General features: G+C 53.3%; 18 protein-coding genes. 13 read left to right on the top strand and 5 right to left on the bottom strand.

Annotated elements, in window-relative coordinates; genetic code table 11:
* Nucleotides 1-185 precede the first annotated feature (185 nt).
* Entirely contained in the window at nucleotides 186-1,085 is a 900-nt protein-coding gene (locus TH30_RS12915) for a DMT family transporter (RefSeq protein WP_114098513.1), read from the top strand.
* Here TH30_RS12915 and TH30_RS12920 read toward each other — a convergent pair.
* Nucleotides 1,068-1,592, bottom strand: a complete 525-nt coding sequence (locus TH30_RS12920; RefSeq protein WP_114098514.1) for a carboxypeptidase-like regulatory domain-containing protein — start codon at nucleotides 1,590-1,592, stop codon at nucleotides 1,068-1,070. The genes TH30_RS12915 and TH30_RS12920 overlap by 18 nt on opposite strands.
* Nucleotides 1,592-2,386, bottom strand: coding sequence for a DUF4198 domain-containing protein (locus TH30_RS12925; protein ID WP_114098515.1), 795 nt, complete (start codon nucleotides 2,384-2,386; stop codon nucleotides 1,592-1,594). The genes TH30_RS12920 and TH30_RS12925 overlap by 1 nt, the downstream gene beginning before the upstream one ends.
* Nucleotides 2,387-2,484: 98 nt before the next feature.
* Between TH30_RS12925 and nikR the strand changes: the two genes are divergently transcribed.
* The 3 genes from nikR (at nucleotide 2,485) to TH30_RS12940 (ending at nucleotide 4,732) form a co-directional block, all read left to right on the top strand.
* Entirely contained in the window at nucleotides 2,485-2,964 is a 480-nt protein-coding gene (gene nikR, locus TH30_RS12930) for a nickel-responsive transcriptional regulator NikR (RefSeq protein WP_114098516.1), read from the top strand.
* Between the two features lie 283 nt (nucleotides 2,965-3,247).
* Nucleotides 3,248-4,321, top strand: coding sequence for a recombinase RecA (recA, locus tag TH30_RS12935; protein WP_114098517.1), 1,074 nt, complete (start codon nucleotides 3,248-3,250; stop codon nucleotides 4,319-4,321).
* Between the two features lie 105 nt (nucleotides 4,322-4,426).
* Complete coding sequence (locus TH30_RS12940; protein WP_114098518.1) at nucleotides 4,427-4,732, top strand: NIPSNAP family protein; 306 nt, start codon at nucleotides 4,427-4,429, stop codon at nucleotides 4,730-4,732.
* 28 nt (nucleotides 4,733-4,760) lie between these two features.
* Here TH30_RS12940 and TH30_RS12945 read toward each other — a convergent pair whose 3' ends face one another.
* The gene (locus tag TH30_RS12945) at nucleotides 4,761-5,948 is read right to left on the bottom strand and encodes a helix-turn-helix domain-containing protein (protein WP_258548719.1); all 1,188 of its coding nucleotides are present in this window, start codon (nucleotides 5,946-5,948) and stop codon (nucleotides 4,761-4,763) included.
* Between TH30_RS12945 and TH30_RS12950 the strand changes: the two genes are divergently transcribed.
* From TH30_RS12950 to TH30_RS12980, 7 genes are all read left to right on the top strand, one after another.
* Entirely contained in the window at nucleotides 5,913-6,965 is a 1,053-nt protein-coding gene (locus tag TH30_RS12950; protein WP_114098519.1) for an alpha/beta hydrolase family protein, read from the top strand. The two genes, TH30_RS12945 and TH30_RS12950, sit on opposite strands and share 36 nt — an antisense overlap.
* Before the next feature lie 221 nt (nucleotides 6,966-7,186).
* Nucleotides 7,187-7,327, top strand: a complete 141-nt coding sequence (locus tag TH30_RS12955; protein WP_114098520.1) for an entericidin A/B family lipoprotein — start codon at nucleotides 7,187-7,189, stop codon at nucleotides 7,325-7,327.
* 78 nt (nucleotides 7,328-7,405) lie between these two features.
* Complete coding sequence (locus tag TH30_RS12960; protein WP_114098521.1) at nucleotides 7,406-7,582, top strand: DUF1328 domain-containing protein; 177 nt, start codon at nucleotides 7,406-7,408, stop codon at nucleotides 7,580-7,582.
* A gap of 207 nt (nucleotides 7,583-7,789) precedes the next feature.
* Nucleotides 7,790-7,933, top strand: a complete 144-nt coding sequence (locus TH30_RS12965) for an entericidin A/B family lipoprotein (protein ID WP_114098522.1) — start codon at nucleotides 7,790-7,792, stop codon at nucleotides 7,931-7,933.
* Nucleotides 7,934-7,961: 28 nt separating this feature from the next.
* Nucleotides 7,962-8,441, top strand: coding sequence for a GNAT family N-acetyltransferase (locus tag TH30_RS12970; protein WP_114098523.1), 480 nt, complete (start codon nucleotides 7,962-7,964; stop codon nucleotides 8,439-8,441).
* A 169-nt stretch (nucleotides 8,442-8,610) separates the two neighbouring features.
* Nucleotides 8,611-11,265 (top strand): alanine--tRNA ligase, encoded by a 2,655-nt coding sequence (gene alaS / locus TH30_RS12975; protein WP_114098524.1) that lies wholly within the window; start codon nucleotides 8,611-8,613, stop codon nucleotides 11,263-11,265.
* Nucleotides 11,266-11,433: 168 nt separating this feature from the next.
* Nucleotides 11,434-12,789 carry a hypothetical protein gene (locus TH30_RS12980; RefSeq protein ID WP_114098525.1) on the top strand — a complete coding sequence of 452 codons (1,356 nt, stop codon included), beginning with the start codon at nucleotides 11,434-11,436 and terminating at the stop codon, nucleotides 12,787-12,789.
* A gap of 88 nt (nucleotides 12,790-12,877) precedes the next feature.
* On the opposite strand, the gene TH30_RS12985 is transcribed toward TH30_RS12980, so the two are convergent.
* Nucleotides 12,878-13,774 (bottom strand): DMT family transporter, encoded by an 897-nt coding sequence (locus tag TH30_RS12985; protein ID WP_114098526.1) that lies wholly within the window; start codon nucleotides 13,772-13,774, stop codon nucleotides 12,878-12,880.
* 143 nt (nucleotides 13,775-13,917) lie between these two features.
* Between TH30_RS12985 and TH30_RS12990 the strand changes: the two genes are divergently transcribed.
* Nucleotides 13,918-14,358, top strand: coding sequence for an Lrp/AsnC family transcriptional regulator (locus tag TH30_RS12990; RefSeq protein WP_114098527.1), 441 nt, complete (start codon nucleotides 13,918-13,920; stop codon nucleotides 14,356-14,358).
* Here TH30_RS12990 and TH30_RS12995 read toward each other — a convergent pair.
* On the bottom strand, nucleotides 14,347-15,270 hold the full coding sequence (locus tag TH30_RS12995) for a LysR family transcriptional regulator (protein ID WP_114098528.1): 924 nt from the start codon (nucleotides 15,268-15,270) through the stop codon (nucleotides 14,347-14,349). The genes TH30_RS12990 and TH30_RS12995 overlap by 12 nt on opposite strands.
* A 95-nt stretch (nucleotides 15,271-15,365) precedes the next feature.
* Here TH30_RS12995 and TH30_RS13000 point away from each other — a divergent pair, with 95 nt between their 5' ends.
* Nucleotides 15,366-15,596 carry a DUF2798 domain-containing protein gene (locus tag TH30_RS13000; RefSeq protein ID WP_114098529.1) on the top strand — a complete coding sequence of 77 codons (231 nt, stop codon included), beginning with the start codon at nucleotides 15,366-15,368 and terminating at the stop codon, nucleotides 15,594-15,596.
* The last annotated feature ends 209 nt before the right edge of the window (nucleotides 15,597-15,805 follow it).

A 15,805-nucleotide genomic window follows, 5' to 3' on the forward strand; every position in this document is an offset into this window, starting at 1 on the left:
TAAATGCGTGATTTCATGAACATACGATGCATGCAGAAATTCGCAAGAAGTTGCGACCGCGATGCCGTTAGCCCCGATAATTCAGATTGCAAACGCCCCCAAATTTGCGCTTATGGATAGCTGGCCCCCAACGCCCGAAGCCGGTCAAAAGTCCGGTATGATATCAATGACAGGAAACGCGCCCCATGATCCCCCTGTTTGGTGAGGCAGCCGCCTTTACCGCCGCCCTGTGCTGGGCAACATCAAGCATGATCTTTTCCAATATTGGCGGCAAGGCCGGGGCCCAGACGGTCAATCGCGGGCGGTTGGCCTGTTCGATTTTCTGTCTGACGGTTTTGCATTTGCTGCTTGAAGGATCCCCCTGGCCTGCGGCCGTAAGTTGGGAACAGCTTGGCTGGCTCAGCCTGTCTTCCATTGTCGGGCTTGTGATCGGGGACGCCATGCTGTTTCAGGCCTTTGTCCTGATCGGGGCAAGGCTTTCGATGTTGTTGATGTCGACCGTACCGATCATGGGGGCAGTTCTGGCATGGTTGCTGTTTGACGAAACCCTGCGCCCGATTGAAATCGCGGGCATCGCCTTTGGCGTCAGTGGTGTTCTGATTGTTATTCTTGGTAAAAAGGGGCGACCTGTCGGCCTCGGCGGGCGCAACTATGTTCTGGGGATTTTGTTCGGGCTTGGCGGGGCGATCGGGCAGGTCGCCAATCTGATCACCGCGAAATATGCATTGATTGATGGCTATTCCGCCTTGTCAGCGACCTGGATCAGAACGCTGGTTGCCGTCATTGTCATGTGGGGCATTGCCATCCTTTTGGGTCGGGTGCGACGGACCGTTACTGCCTGTATTGCACCTGATGTTGGCAAGTGGTTGCTGCTTGGGGCGTTAATCGGACCTGCTATCGGGGTGTGGCTGTCGATGGCGGCTGTTCAGAATGCCAATGTCGGGATTGCCTCGACATTGATGGCTTTGCCGCCAGTCTTGCTGATCGTCTATGAAGGACTGGTCATGCGCAAGCCGGTCGGCTGGCAGGCCGTTGCTGGAACCTGCCTTGCCTTTGCCGGTGTTGCACTATTGTTCATGCACTGACAGTTTTTTCCAGGCATGTTGGCGCCAGATCAGCAAGCCGCCAAACAGGTTGGCCAAAAGGCTTAACCCGAACAGGATATCTGCCCAAAGGGGCAGGTCAAACAGCGCAGAGGTGCCTTGCATTGCATTGGATGATGCATGTTCGGTTTGTTCGGGGTTCGGTGCGCTGTCCGGCTGATGGCTTAGTTGCACGACATGCCCCATGCCGTCAGCGACCTTTAAGTGCCATTTTCCGGCGGGACCGTCCGTTTCTGAGGCGGGGTCTACGGCAAAGGCGAAATGGCCCGTCCGGTCTGTACGCGCCTTTTGCCAGATTTTCCCGTCCGGAGCGGTAATAACAATTTCGGCAAAAGCCATCGGGCTTCCGTCGGTATAGCCAAAGCGATAGCGAACCGTCGTATCGCTATCGACCAGCTGCCATCCAGCCCCATGGGCAAAAGCATCTTCTGGTCCGGCAAAAAGCAGGACCAGAAGAACTGGCAGCCATCGAAGAGGGCGTGCGAACATTATTCCTGACCATCCACATAGAAGCTCAGCGTGGCACGCAGGTTGTGAACCCGAACATCTTCTTGCGGGTCGGAAACGTCGGCTGCGACACGTACAACCCAAAGACCCGGTGACGAAATGCGGACTTTGGCAATTGCACTGCCGTGCTCGTCGGTGAGTGTTTCACTGTAATAGGCCCAGGATGACGGGGTATCGGTGAACCCGGCATAGGTCGCAAGAACAGTTGTCGTTAAAGGGTGGCCATCCAGCAGAATTTGAAACTCGGCATCGGCCCCGATTGCGGTTTTGCGCGGATCGGCAAGCGGCACGATTTCAAGTTTGTCACCAAGTGCTGCGGTGATGAGGTCGTTTTCTTGCGATCCGCCAACCAGGTGTTTGGCGAATTTTTCATACCGCGTTGATGTGATTGCATCGGCATGCTGATCAAGCCTGCCTTCAAGCCAGCCGTCAGGCGTTTGCGACCACACGACCGGAAGGCGATGGCTATGGAGCCAGGCTGATTGATCAGGATAGGTAAAGGACGCCACAAGATTGGGGGCATCGGGGTTTGTGACCACTTCAAGGTCGGTTTTTCCCGCTGGTGTGATCAGTTGGGCGCGCACATGGCTGGTAGCTTCGGCCTCTTCGGGGATGCCGAACTGATGGGTCGAATCCATCGTCAGGACCGCACTGCTGCCGGGGGCGACATCTGTCTGGCTCGTGCGGGCAATGAATTCATGGGCTGCCGCTGCGCTGCCCAAAAGGCATCCGGTCGCACCAATTATCAGGGCGCGTGCGAACTTTGATTGAAACATCTGCTATCCTTTGGGAAATTAGGTCTGTAAAACAGGTGGTATGAATTTTTCAAAATTGTTCATACATGTCAAGACGATGATTCTGAAAGGGAATTGCCATGACCCGCGTGACGGTATCGATTGAAGACGATCTGATGGAGGCCTTTGACGCCTTCCTCGAAGGCCGTGGCTATACCAATCGGTCCGAAGGGTTCCGCGATCTGATTCGGGAAAAGCTTCAGAACACCAAGCTCAGCGAGGATGCTGACGGCGTCGGTATCGCCGTTCTGAATTATGTCTATGACCATGAAGAACGCATGCTGGCATCCCGTCTGATGAGCACCCAGCATGAACACCACAACCTGACGGTCTCGACGGTGCATTTCCACATTGATCACGATACCTGTCTTGAAAGCGTGACCCTGCGTGGTGCGTTATCGGAAATTCGGACCTTCGCCGACAAGGTTCTTGCCCAGCCCGGTGTCCGTCACGGACAGCTTTATACGGTTCCGGGCGAACTGCATGTTGAAACCCATCATCATGGCAATGATCATCATGGTCATGCGCATAAGCATGAACACCTGAAAATCACCAACTAAAGACAGGTTTCTTATCCGGAAATGCTGCACCCCGACCGAATTCTGGTCGGGGTTTTTGATTCTGGCGATAAATTCTGGCATCGAAGAGAAAAAGAACAAACTTGCAACATCCGATTTTTTATGAGAGTGTTCACATTATGTTCTCAAGCGTTCTGCTGACGTGAACAGGGAAAACAGTCTGTCTGGGCAGCAGGTTCTTCAAGCGGTGGCGTTCCGCATTTAGGTCCGGGGAACCGCCTGCGTTGCATCCTACCCGGCCCTGTGGAATAAGAGAGTTCGAGCAATGATTCAGACCGCGCTGCATTTGGTGGATAAGGATACTATGGATAAGCAGAAGGCACTCGAAGCCGCCCTTGGGCAGATCGAACGGGCATTTGGCAAAGGTTCGATCATGAAGCTGGGTCAGCGGGATAGCGCCGTTGACATTTCAGCCATTTCGACCGGTTCACTCGGTCTTGATATCGGTCTTGGGATCGGCGGTTTGCCGCGTGGCCGTATCGTTGAAATTTATGGTCCGGAAAGTTCGGGTAAAACCACGCTGGCCCTGCACACCATTGCCGAGGCGCAAAAACTTGGCGGGACCTGTGCCTTTGTCGATGCGGAACACGCGCTTGACCCGGGCTATGCCCGCAAGCTGGGTGTGAATACCGACGAACTTCTGATCTCGCAGCCTGATGCCGGTGAACAGGCGCTTGAGATTGCCGACACGCTGGTCCGTTCCGGGGCGATTGATGTTCTGGTCGTTGACTCGGTTGCTGCCCTTGTACCGCGTGCCGAGCTTGAAGGCGAGATGGGCGACACCCATGTTGGTCTGCAGGCCCGCCTGATGAGCCAAGCCTTGCGTAAACTGACCAGCTCGGTTTCGCGGTCGAACTGTATGGTGATCTTCATTAACCAGATCCGTATGAAGATCGGTGTGATGTTTGGCAGCCCGGAAACCACCACCGGTGGTAACGCGCTTAAATTCTATGCCTCGGTTCGTCTTGATATCCGCCGTATTGGCCAGATCAAGGATCGTGACGAGGTCGTTGGTAACCAGACCCGCGTCAAGGTCGTCAAAAACAAGATGGCACCGCCCTTCAAGCAGGTCGAATTTGACATCATGTATGGCGAAGGCGTCTCCAAGATGGGCGAAATCCTTGATCTTGGTGTTAAAGCCGGGATTGTCGAGAAGTCGGGTTCATGGTTCTCCTATAACTCGACCCGGATCGGTCAGGGCCGCGAGAATGCCAAGACCTTCCTGCGCGAGAATCCGGAAATGACCCAGGAAATCGAAAAGAGCATTCGCGAGAGTGCCGGTCTGATTGCCGAAAGCATGACCAATATGAGCGAAGATGAACCGGTCAATGACGATTGATCGAGCTGATTTTTCAGCTTAGTTTTCCAAAGGACGGGCCGTGATTGCGGTCCGTCCTTTTGCTTTTGGACGTTAATATAGCTGCCACCGGTCAGGAGCCCCGCCATGATCACCTGCTATCTGAAATATATCATCGACAGCCATAAAATCCCCGAGTTCGAGGAATATGCCAAACGCTGGATTCCCATCGTCAACCGCATGGGCGGCACGCATCATGGCTATTTCCTGCCCCACGAAGGGGCCAGTAACGTCGCCTATGCGCTGTTCAGCTTTCCGAGCCTTGCCGAATATGAAGATTATCGAACCCGTATGGCTGATGACGGGGAATGTCAGGAAGTCCTGAATATGGAAGTTCGGAACCGCTCGATCATTTCCTATGAGCGCAGCTTCATGCGCCCGGTGATGGGCTGACAACGGTAAAAAGGGATACCCTACAGGGTCAGTCAGCTTGTGACTGTTGTTGCCACTGGCTGGGCGTCTTGCCAGTAATGCGCAGAAATTCCCGATTGAAGTTTGACTTGGTGTTAAAGCCACTCGAAAGCATGGCCGTTGTCACATTCTGACCGCGGCCAAGTTCGTTACAGGCATGTTCGATCCGGAATTTATTGATATAGCGCGATACGTTTTCACCGGTCGTGGCGTTGATCGCGGCCGAAATCTGCTTTAGCGGTATACCCATACGCCGCGAAATGCGCGCAAGTGTCAAATCCGGGTCGAGATAAAGCCGCTGCCCCACCAATAAATCCTCAAGCTGGATCATTGTGGATTTGTGTTCTGTGATGTCGACGTTTCGGGGAATGTGGCTGGATGCCGGATTTTCCGGCGGATCGTTTGTATCGATATCAATTGCAATATCCGGGGAAAGACACAGAAAGCCGATGGTGAGCAGAGCCATCGAAGATGTGACACTTAAAATGACACCGACAATCTGATCATTTCCGCCTGTCTTTGCGGCAATGATCATAACGTCACTTATGGCAGAAGCGATTAATGCCAACGCGATGAAACGCCAAACCAGTGATGGTATGTGGCCCGAGGCCAGTCGCATATGTGCAAAATCGCCAGCTTGGCGATGAAGCATGACCAAGATCGCGCATCCATACCCTACAAAAAGACTGCAAAGTACCACATCAATGATTGCAGGCAAAAAAAGCACGCACAGTAAAACAACGGCCGGTACCAGAAAATGCAACCAGTCCCGGCTATGCAGTCGGATACGGATACTGGCTTCGACAAATGCAATCCATGCCAGAGCGGGAATTACCGACGCAGTAACGGGTTGAAGCCACCTTAGACTGGTGAAGCCATAATATTGCACAGTCCCAACCAAAACACTTTGCCCTGCAGACGCAAGCAGGAGCGCCATAAGCATCTTGGGGGTTTTTCCCCCCACGGCCGCGCGGACAAAAAGAAAAACCAGAACCAGGGCAACAATGATTGGGACAGGGAGGACAAGCATCGGACAGTCAGTTCCCGACAAAGGTATCAAAACCGGTTTTGATACGTTCACAAACCCGTTCGAGGACGCAGGAAATTCTAGTTTGCGCCAGAAGGTTCCCACAAGCTTAAACTGCGAACAAGGAACCTGATCATGAAACTTAATTATGTCGTCGTCCTGCTTTCCCATCTTCTGGTGGCGGGTTTGTCCCCATCGTTTGTTCACGCAAAACAGCAATCAGATTACCCCGGATATGATCGGTTCGATGTGCGGGCAGCCCATCGTTCCATGCCATTGGCAGCATCAGTCTGGTACCCGGCTGATACCTTCATTTATCGTGCTCCTGTTGGCGGGAACGTCATCTGGAAAGGTACGGATGCTTATATTGGTGCTGCAATCGCGCCGGGACGCCACCCCCTGATCCTTCTTTCCCACGGTTCAGGAGGAAATATGGACGGACTTGGCTGGCTGTCTTCACAATTGGCTTTGCGCGGGGCGATCGTTGTTGCGCTAAACCATCCAGGTACAACATCGGGGGACTCTTCGCCCCGACGGACGCCATTTGTAGGTGAACGTGCTGAAGATATCAGTGCCACTCTTGATCAGATACTCTCCAATCCGGCTTTTGCCCCGTACATTGATCCTCGGAATATCGCGGCAATCGGGTTTTCTTTAGGGGGGACGACGGTGCTGAGTCTTTCCGGGGTGCAGTTCGATCAGGCGCTTTATGCTCAATATTGTAAAAGACTTGGTGATGCGGCGCAGGATTGTGACTTTTTGCGCAAAGGCGGTGTAGATGTCGATCATTTGCCAAATGACTTCGCCGCTTCGAAGTCGGACGACCGGATCAAACGCATCGTCGCAATCGAACCGGGCATGGGGTTTGCAGCCACGCAGGCCAGCCTGTCGAATGTAAGCAATGCCATATTGTTTGTTGGCCTTGGTGATGAAGACAGGTGGGCGGCTACCGACTTTGGCCCTTCGGGCAGCAATCTGGTTGCACGGATCAAAAACGCATCCTCGGCAATCTTTGCACCGGCAAATCACCTGACGTTTCTTGCGGAATGTGTGCCGGGGGCGGTTGAACTTCTGAAAGAAGAAGGAAGCGATCCAATTTGCTCTGATCCTCCGGGCACAGACCGTGGCCAGATTCATCAAAGGATTGTTACAGCGATTGCTGAATTCCTGAACCTGCCGGGGTCCTGAATTCGGGAAAGCTTCAAGGAAAAAGGAGGACCAATATGTCCTCTTTTTTTTCCCTGCCTCAAAATGATCACGATTGGTCAAGGGGCCCGGAATTAAAAGGGTTGAGGCTGCCTTAATTGTTTCAAATCAGGCAATTGGCGTGAGTTGCGGGAACATCACCCGTTTCTTCCCGTTTTGAGTGTTGTGAAACATTTCACTTACGAGCAAACAGGAGAACAAACATGTCGGACCTGATGAAAAAGATTTTTGCCGTTCTGATGATTGCGGGTATGGGCGTTGGCCTGGCCGCTTGTGAAACCGCCGAAGGTTTTGGCGAAGACGTCGAAGACGCCGGTGAAGCCATTCAGGATAGCGCACAGTAAATGTGACCGTCCGAAAATGTGACGGTCTGATCCGTTGCCAGATGTGCAACATCCCCCGCTCATCACAGGAGACAGGCCATGTTAGGTTGGGCCATATTCTGTCTGATCCTTGCCCTTATTGCCGCCGTTCTGGGATTTGGTGGTCTGGCCGGGACATTCGTCGGGATTGCCAAAGTCCTGTTCTTTGTCTTTATCGTGCTTTTTGCCATTTCACTTCTGGTGAATGCGCTGCGCGGTCGTCGTCCGCCGATGTAGGCCGATGATGCAATTCCAGGATTGGCCGTCCGGAACCCGGATCGGCACAAGGTCAGAAGGGCGCCATAATGGCGTCCTTTTGGTCTGTAAGGGTGATCGGGGCAAAGGGCTGCGTTATCAGTTGTAAGCTGTGCGCGGTCACGCCAGAATGGCCCCATAATCAATAAGCGGCATCTGATCCGCCCAGCTACGGAGCAACCTGGTACGATGGTAATGATAACGAAGCGTTTGTTGGCACTTGCACTGGTTCTTGGCCTTGGCGTGGCTCTTTCAGCCTGCGAAACCGCTCAGGGATTCGGCCGCGACGTGGAAAAGCTTGGTCAGCAAATTCAGGAAGGCATTAATGACTAACTCCTTTGTGGAGTTCTGAAGCGAACGGTTGTTCTATACGTCGTTGCAGGTCGCCGATATTGGCGACCTTTTTGCGTTCCTGGGAGATCCCGTCGCAATGCGCTTTACCCATTGCGACAAAACAATTGATGACTGCGAAAGGCGATTGAGTGCCTTTGAGGCGCGCCGCAAATCTGACGGTTTCGCCCCCTGGGTGATCCGGTTGCGTCAGGATCAAAGAATAATCGGCTGGGGTGGATTGTATATCGATCCGTTCGATCCTGACTGGGGGCCGGAACTGGGATATTTCTTTAATCCCGATTTCTGGGGGCAGGGCTATGCCACAGAGCTGGCAAAGACCGCAATTGATCATGCCCGCCACCAAACAGCCATTCCCGTGTTGACGGCTTTTGCCCATCCCGGAAACAGATCATCTGCCAAATTATTGCGTCGACTGGGTTTTGAGAAGCTTGGCTTTGTGAGGCAAATGAACAGGGATCGGTTTTCAATGGTCTTGAAGACTGTATAGCATCCAGCGGTTTCGAGCATGAGCCAAGCCGTAATCTCATAAATCTTGATACAATTGGCGCTGAACGCTTTCGCCTGACTGGACAGGGCAGGGCCGACCCGCTAAATAGGGCAGTCCGTCCGCCAACACGGCGGATGAATTTGTTCCGCGTTTTCCGGGTTGGAGAGATATGCAGACCGTTAACGATATCCGCACCACGTTTCTGGAGTTCTTCCGCAAGAACGGCCACGAAGTCGTTTCTTCCAGCCCGCTGGTGCCGCGCAATGACCCCACCCTGATGTTTACCAATGCCGGGATGGTCCAGTTCAAGAACGTTTTCACCGGTCAGGAACAGCGCGATTATACCCGCGCGACCACCTCGCAGAAATGCGTGCGTGCCGGTGGCAAGCATAACGACCTTGAAAATGTCGGTCATACGGCCCGCCATCACACTTTCTTTGAAATGCTCGGCAACTTTTCGTTTGGCGATTATTTCAAGGAAAACGCGATTGAATTCGCATGGAACCTGATCACCAAGGAATATGGTCTTCCCAAGGACAAGCTTCTGGTCACGGTCTATCACACCGATGACGAGGCCCATGGTTTGTGGAAAAAGATTGCCGGTCTTTCCGATGACCGCATCATTCGTATTCCGACCTCGGATAACTTCTGGTCGATGGGCGATACCGGCCCGTGTGGTCCGTGCTCGGAAATCTTCTTTGACCATGGCGATCACATCTGGGGTGGCCCTCCGGGCAGTGCCGACGAAGACGGCGACCGTTTCATTGAAATCTGGAACCTCGTCTTCATGCAGTATGAACAGATGGCAAATGGTGATCGCGTTGATCTGCCCAAGCCGTCGATTGATACCGGCATGGGTCTGGAACGTATTGCTGCCGTCCTTCAGGGCAAGCATGACAACTATGACATCGATCTGATGCGCGCACTGGTCGAAGCATCGGCCGACGCCACCAATACCGATCCGGATGGTCCGCATAATGTGTCGCACCGCGTGGTTGCCGACCATCTGCGTTCGACCAGCTTCCTGATTGCGGATGGTGTTCTGCCGTCCAATGCCGGTCGCGGTAACGTTCTGCGCCGTATCATGCGTCGCGCCATGCGCCACCTGCATATGGTCGGCACCCAGGATCCGGTCATGTATAAACTGGTCCCGGCACTGGTCCGCAAAATGGGCGGTGCTTTCCCGGAACTGGTGCGTGCACAGGCACTGATCGAAGAAACGCTCAAGCTGGAAGAGCAGGGCTTTAAAACCATGCTGGATCGCGGGCTCAAGATGCTTGATGACGCGACCGATGGCATGGGCGAGGGTGCGACCCTTTCGGGTGACGTTGCTTTCAAGCTTTATGACACCTATGGCTTCCCGCTTGATCTGACCGCCGATGCGCTTAAGGCGCGTAAAATCGGCATCGATGAAGACGGTTTCTCGTCGGCCATGGAAGAACAGAAAGCCAAGGCCCGTGCTGCATGGTCGGGTTCGGGCGAAGCGGCCACCGAAGAAGTCTGGTTTGACATCAATGACCGTGATGGCGCGACCGAATTCCTTGGTTATGAAACCGAAACCGCCGAAGGCGTTGTGACCGCGCTGATCAAGGATGGTGCCGAAGTCAAATCCGCATCGAAGGGCGACGAGGTTGCTGTTCTTGCCAACCAGACCACCTTCTTTGGTGAGTCCGGTGGTCAGCAGGGCGATGCCGGTGTGATCAAAACCGAAAAGGGTGCGGTCATTGAAATCACCGACACCCAGAAAAAGCTTGGTGCCCTTCATGTGCATTTGGGCAAGGTTGTCGAAGGCAATGTTGCTGTTGGTGATGCTGCGGAGTTCCGCGTTGATCATACCCGCCGCTCAAGCTTGCGTGCCAACCACTCGGCAACGCACCTGCTTCATGCGGTCATGCGCAAGCATCTTGGTGGTCACGTGACCCAGAAGGGCTCGCTCGTCGCACAGGACCGCCTGCGCTTTGACGTATCCCATCCCAAGGCCGTAACCGCCGAGGAAGCCGCACTGATCGAAGCCGACGTTAACCGTCTTATCCGCGAAAACAGCGAAGTCACCACTCGTCTGATGACCCCGGACGAGGCGATTGAACTGGGTGCGATGGCGCTGTTTGGTGAAAAATACGGCGATGAAGTCCGTGTTGTTTCCATGGGCCTGCCCGAAAGCAACGAACACGCTTATTCGCTCGAACTTTGCGGCGGTACGCATGTCAAGCGCACCGGCGATATCGGTATGTTCAAAATCGTTTCCGAAGGTGCGGTTTCAAGCGGTGTGCGCCGTATCGAAGCCCTGACCGGTGCCGATGCTGCCAAATACATGGCCGCACGCGAAAACGTGCTGGCAACTGTGGCAGCTGATCTTAAGGCCGTTGCCGAAGACGTCCCGGCGCGCGTGAAGGCGCTTCAGGAAGAACGTCGTCGTCTTGAACGCGAAGTATCCGATCTGCGCAAGAAACTTGCGACTGCCGGTTCCGGTGGTGCATCGGGTGGCGATGCCTTCAAGGAAATCAATGGCGTCAAACTTGCCCTGCGTTCGCTCGACGGTATTCCTGCCAAGGAACTCAAAGGCATGGTTGACGAACTGCGCGATCAGATGGGTTCAGGTATCGTGGCCCTTGTTTCGGGTGATGGTGGCAAGGCGTCCATCGTGGTTGGCCTGACCGAAGACCTGACCGCAAAATTCAGCGCGGTTGACCTTGTCCGTATCGGTGTCGAGAAACTCGGCGGCAAGGGCGGCGGTGGCCGTCCGGACATGGCGCAGGGTGGCGGTTCCGACCCGTCACAGGCCGACGCCGCACTGGCTGCCATCGAGGCGCATGTGGCTGGCTAATGCCGTCACAGACAAAAGTATGAATAATGAAAGGGCCCCCGTTCGGGGCCCTTTTTTTTTCGGTTATGGAACTGGGGTACTTAAATTATATCTGCTTAATAAATCTTTTGGTTGCGGTACTTGTGTTCTCAGGTCTAACCTTTGGTTGCATTTGAAGGGGGGAGACAGATGAGACCAGAATATTTGTCCCAAGGTGAAGCAGCGCGATTGTTTCCAGTTTTGGCGACAACTTCGAAAGAGGGCAGAACAACCGCAGTCGTGCTAAGTTGTTTAACAAGTATTCATGAGTTCGGACAAAATTTACTGAAGTCATTAGGTGTTCGTGTTGGTCGTACCTCTACGATTGACGCCTTTACCGAGATTGTTTTTGCTGGGGATAAAACAGCGTCGAAAGATCGCCCGGATGGCCTGTTAATAGTGCAGACTGGAAAACGCGAATGGCGGGCGCTCGTTGAAACCAAGGTCGGTTCAAACCTGCTGGATGATGACCAAGTAGAAAGATATCGCAACCTTGCTAAATTGCATGGGGTCGATTGCGTAATTACGATTTCCAATCAGTTTACATCCAAGCCTGAAAATCACCCGTTGCAATCTGTTCGCAAAAGTCGGTCTCGTATTCCAGTCTATCATTGGTCCTGGATGTTCATTCTTACGACGGCAGACTTGTTGATAAGCAACGATGAGGTTTCTGACCCAGATCAGCTTTATCTACTCAATGAATTAAAGCGTTTTTTAACCCACGAAAGTACGGGGATAAAAGGTTTTGACCGGATGCCGCAAGAATGGACAGAGCTGAACAAGCTTGTCTCTGCATCTGAAGGGATACCAGCTAAGTCCGAATCAGCCCAAGTTGTTCTTGAAGCTTGGCATCAGGAAACCCGCGATCTTTCCCTTATTTTGAGTCGGCAGACCCAGACACTGGTTCGTGAGAAGCTCCCAAGAAAGCACATGGATGATCCGAACCTGCGTATGAAAGAAGAGTTTGCCTGTCTGCGGGAAACAAAACGTTTAGGTACAACGCTCATCATTCCTGATGCCGCTTCTCCTGTAGAGGTTTATGCCAATTTGATGACGCGCTCCATATCAGTGGAGATGTTCCTCAGGGCGCCGGAGGATAAGAAATCAACCAAAGCCCGCGTCAACTGGCTTCTGAGACAACTGAAATCTGTCGAAACGCCGGATATCCACATTCGTTTGATGTGGCCTGGTAGCAGTGAGGCTACGCTCTATCCACTCGAAGAGCTTCGGGAAGATGCCACGATTGCGGAAACCGGGAAAGAAGGTATGCAAGTGCTTGGTTTCCACGTTTTACTGTCGCGCAGAATTGGTGCGAAGTTTACGCAGCAAACCAATTTCATCTCATCCTTGGAAGAAATTGTTCCAGAGTTTTACAAAGACATTGGGCAAAACCTTGTCGCGTGGCGGAAGGCTGCGCCCAAAATCAAATCTAAACGAGACGGGGCGTTGGATGTCAGTGTTGATGCTCTGGAGGAAGAAGCCGAGGAAATGGCGTTGGAAGGCTGAGGCGCGAAAGTATGAATAATGAAAGGGCCCCCGTTCGGGGCCCTTTTGTTTTGTGTGATGAATGTGCCGATGTCAGGTTTGCCAGACTTCAGAATACCACTTTGCGCGGAGTGCGCGGGCGGATGATCTGCCAGCCAAGATTCATGCCCGCCGCTGCAATCAGAATGGCAATTGCGCCGATGATCTGGCCCATATCCGGGCGATAGCCAAAGGCAATCAGATCGACAATGATCGCGACCACCGGATAGATGAAGCTGAGTGATCCTTGCAAATGGGTTGGCAGTTTCTGAACCGCCCCATACATCAGCACATACATGATCCCGGTATGAACCACCCCGACCGTGATCAGTGATCCCCAGCTAAGCGCGCTGTCTGGCAGATTTTCAAGATCGGCAAACGGGACAAGCATCAGGATGCCGACACAGACCTGAATAAGGGCGATCAGATGCGGCGGCGTGCCTTTGAGCTTTTTGGTGATGATGGCTGCCGTTGCCCAGAAAAATGCCGCACCAAGCGCCATCAGAATGCCCCCGGCATAGTCCGATCCGCCAAGACCACCCTGGGGTTTTCCGGCAATGATCAAAAGCAGTCCGGCAAAGGCGATGCCGAGCCAGATGAATTTGTTGGCAGTCAGTTTCTCGCCAAAGAAGGCTGCACCAAACAGCACCAGCATGAAGGGCTGGGTGTTGTAAACCGCAGTCGATACCGAGATCGAGGCCATCGGATAGGACTGAAACAGCATGTACCAGTTCGTCACAATGGCAACACCGCCAAGTGCTGCCCAGCCCAGCATGCGCAGGTTCAAAAGCCCGCGCAAAAGACCCATCACCGTGCAAATCACCAGAAGGGATGCCGCGCCAAACACGCAGCGCCAGAAAACCACATCCATTGCCGGGCGGTCAGACATCACCACAAACCAGCCAATGGTCCCCAGAATTGTCATGGCAGCCGTCATTTCGATGGTGCCGCGTACTTGTTCTTTCATCGGAAAGCTCCGTTCAGGAATTCATTTGATGGCATTACTTTCCGCTTTTTGCGACCGGTTTTATATGGCTTGTGAAAGGTAAAATTGCCATGTAGCCTTTTTAATGAAAGCACGGTTACGATTTTTACGGGATTTATAAAGTCATGGATGAAATCGATCAGAAGATTCTTAAAATCCTGATGCGCGATGCCCGAATCTCGCAAAAGGAACTGGCGGCCAAGGTCGGCCTGTCTGCACCCGGTGTGGCCGAGCGGGTCCGTCGGCTCGAAGAGCGCGGGGTCATTCGCGGCTTTACGATTGATGTCGATCCCGAGGCACTGGGCTATCCGCTTCAGGCCATCGTGCGTATCCGGCCACTTCCGGGGAAGTTACATATCGTACAGCAGCTGATTTCCGAAATTCCCGAGTTTGGCGAATGCGACAAGGTAACGGGCGATGATTGCTTTGTCGCACGGCTTTATATCCGGTCGATGAAGGAGCTGGACGGTTTGCTTGATCAGATTGTCGACAAGGCCGAAACCAATACCGCCATTGTCAAATCCAAGCCGGTAGAACGGCGCATGCCGCCCCTGTCACCCAGATAGCAACGCATCCTTGTCAGGCGGATTGCGCAGTGCAAAGGCCGCCAGTTCGTCGATAAACACCCGTTGGCGCATCGGCATGAAATCGGTTTCATGCCAGACCGCATAGAAATCGCGCATTTCCGTATCCCAGTCGGAAAGGATCGGGACCAGAGTGCCTGCGGCAAGATCATCGGCAATGATGTTATGGGCAAACAGTCCAAGCCCGTGGCCTTTGCGGACCATTTTGATGGCCATTTCCATTTCATCGACATTGAACCGGCCTGTCGCGGGAACGCTTTCTTCGGTCCCGGTCTTGCGATCATAAAATCGCCAGGTCAGAAGCGGGCGGGAGATGATCATGTCGTGATTGGCAAGATCGGCCGGTGATGTCGGGTATCCCTTGCGTGCCAGATAGGACGGTCCGGCGCAGGGGACAAGCCAAGTGCCTGCCAGCCTGCGCATCATCAGGGACGGGCGGGTTTGTTTGCCGACCCGGATGGCGATATCAAACGGAAAGTCTTCTTCGGGCAGAATGGCGTTGGACAGGGTCAGATGCAGCTCAATCCGCGGATAGCGCGTCATAAAATCCGAAAAGAAATCGGGCAGCCAATAGTTGGCAAGATTGACCGGAAGCGCCAGACGCAGAAGTCCGGCGCATTGGCTTTGGCGCTGATCGATCTCGTCCAGCTGCAGGGCAAGTTCGGACATGATCGGCTTGATGCGGTTATAATATTCCCGTCCTGCCTCGGTCAGGGAAAAGATTCCGCCACCCCGATCAAGCAATTTGCAGCCAAGGGCAGCTTCAAGCTTTTGCAAGCGCCGACTAAGGGTCGCAACCGGAATGCGCATCTGGGTTGATCCGCGGCGCAAGCTGCCCGCATCTACCAGATTTGCGAAAATCGCGAGATCATCAAGATTTTGCAGGTGTTCCATTTATGGGAATTTATCTTCCAGTATTATCGTCTTTTCTCAAAAACAAGAATAGGGGATGTTTGACCCAGACGACAGCCCCAATATGAGGATCCGATATGTTCCCCCCGCAGATGCAGCGCTTTGTGTTTTCCTTCTTCATGTCGCTTTGGCTGTGTTTCCTGATGACCGGCATTGTCACCCTGATCAATACCGGCATTGATGCCGGATACCCGTCCCGTTGGGCGCGTGCCTTTATCGTTGCATGGCCGATCGGTTTTACGCTGGTGATGATCAGTGCGGGCACCGTCAACAGGATTACATCGCGCCTTGTTCGGCAGATTGCCTGAAACACAACAGACCCCCGACGCGCCACCAAAGACGCGCTTGAAAGCTCGGCAGTTCTGATTGCCGGGCTTTTTCTATGTTTTCCTGTTCTTCGTAATTTCAGTGTTCTGTCGACCTGTCATGCGGGCGTGAAACCCACCCATGCAAAAACGGTGATTGTTTAAATCAAGAAATTGAACCAAATTCGATTTTACGTCAAAAATGATCCATT

It is taken from the genome of Thalassospira profundimaris (genome assembly GCF_003326795.1).
Classification (GTDB): domain Bacteria; phylum Pseudomonadota; class Alphaproteobacteria; order Rhodospirillales; family Thalassospiraceae; genus Thalassospira; species Thalassospira profundimaris_C.

Bases quoted from the DNA above. Each gene is read 5' to 3' on its own strand.
- TH30_RS12915 (WP_114098513.1), top strand. From the start codon at position 186: ATGATCCCCCTGTTTGGTGAGGCAGCCGCCTTTACCGCCGCCCTGTGC.
- TH30_RS12920 (WP_114098514.1), bottom strand. From the start codon at position 1,592: ATGTTCGCACGCCCTCTTCGATGGCTGCCAGTTCTTCTGGTCCTGCTT.
- TH30_RS12925 (WP_114098515.1), bottom strand. From the start codon at position 2,386: ATGTTTCAATCAAAGTTCGCACGCGCCCTGATAATTGGTGCGACCGGA.
- nikR (WP_114098516.1), top strand. From the start codon at position 2,485: ATGACCCGCGTGACGGTATCGATTGAAGACGATCTGATGGAGGCCTTT.
- recA (WP_114098517.1), top strand. From the start codon at position 3,248: ATGATTCAGACCGCGCTGCATTTGGTGGATAAGGATACTATGGATAAG.
- TH30_RS12940 (WP_114098518.1), top strand. From the start codon at position 4,427: ATGATCACCTGCTATCTGAAATATATCATCGACAGCCATAAAATCCCC.
- TH30_RS12950 (WP_114098519.1), top strand. From the start codon at position 5,913: ATGAAACTTAATTATGTCGTCGTCCTGCTTTCCCATCTTCTGGTGGCG.
- TH30_RS12945 (WP_258548719.1), bottom strand. From the start codon at position 5,948: ATGGGAAAGCAGGACGACGACATAATTAAGTTTCATGATCAGGTTCCT.
- TH30_RS12955 (WP_114098520.1), top strand. From the start codon at position 7,187: ATGTCGGACCTGATGAAAAAGATTTTTGCCGTTCTGATGATTGCGGGT.
- TH30_RS12960 (WP_114098521.1), top strand. From the start codon at position 7,406: ATGTTAGGTTGGGCCATATTCTGTCTGATCCTTGCCCTTATTGCCGCC.
- TH30_RS12965 (WP_114098522.1), top strand. From the start codon at position 7,790: ATGGTAATGATAACGAAGCGTTTGTTGGCACTTGCACTGGTTCTTGGC.
- alaS (WP_114098524.1), top strand. From the start codon at position 8,611: ATGCAGACCGTTAACGATATCCGCACCACGTTTCTGGAGTTCTTCCGC.
- TH30_RS12980 (WP_114098525.1), top strand. From the start codon at position 11,434: ATGAGACCAGAATATTTGTCCCAAGGTGAAGCAGCGCGATTGTTTCCA.
- TH30_RS12985 (WP_114098526.1), bottom strand. From the start codon at position 13,774: ATGAAAGAACAAGTACGCGGCACCATCGAAATGACGGCTGCCATGACA.
- TH30_RS12990 (WP_114098527.1), top strand. From the start codon at position 13,918: ATGGATGAAATCGATCAGAAGATTCTTAAAATCCTGATGCGCGATGCC.
- TH30_RS12995 (WP_114098528.1), bottom strand. From the start codon at position 15,270: ATGGAACACCTGCAAAATCTTGATGATCTCGCGATTTTCGCAAATCTG.
- TH30_RS13000 (WP_114098529.1), top strand. From the start codon at position 15,366: ATGTTCCCCCCGCAGATGCAGCGCTTTGTGTTTTCCTTCTTCATGTCG.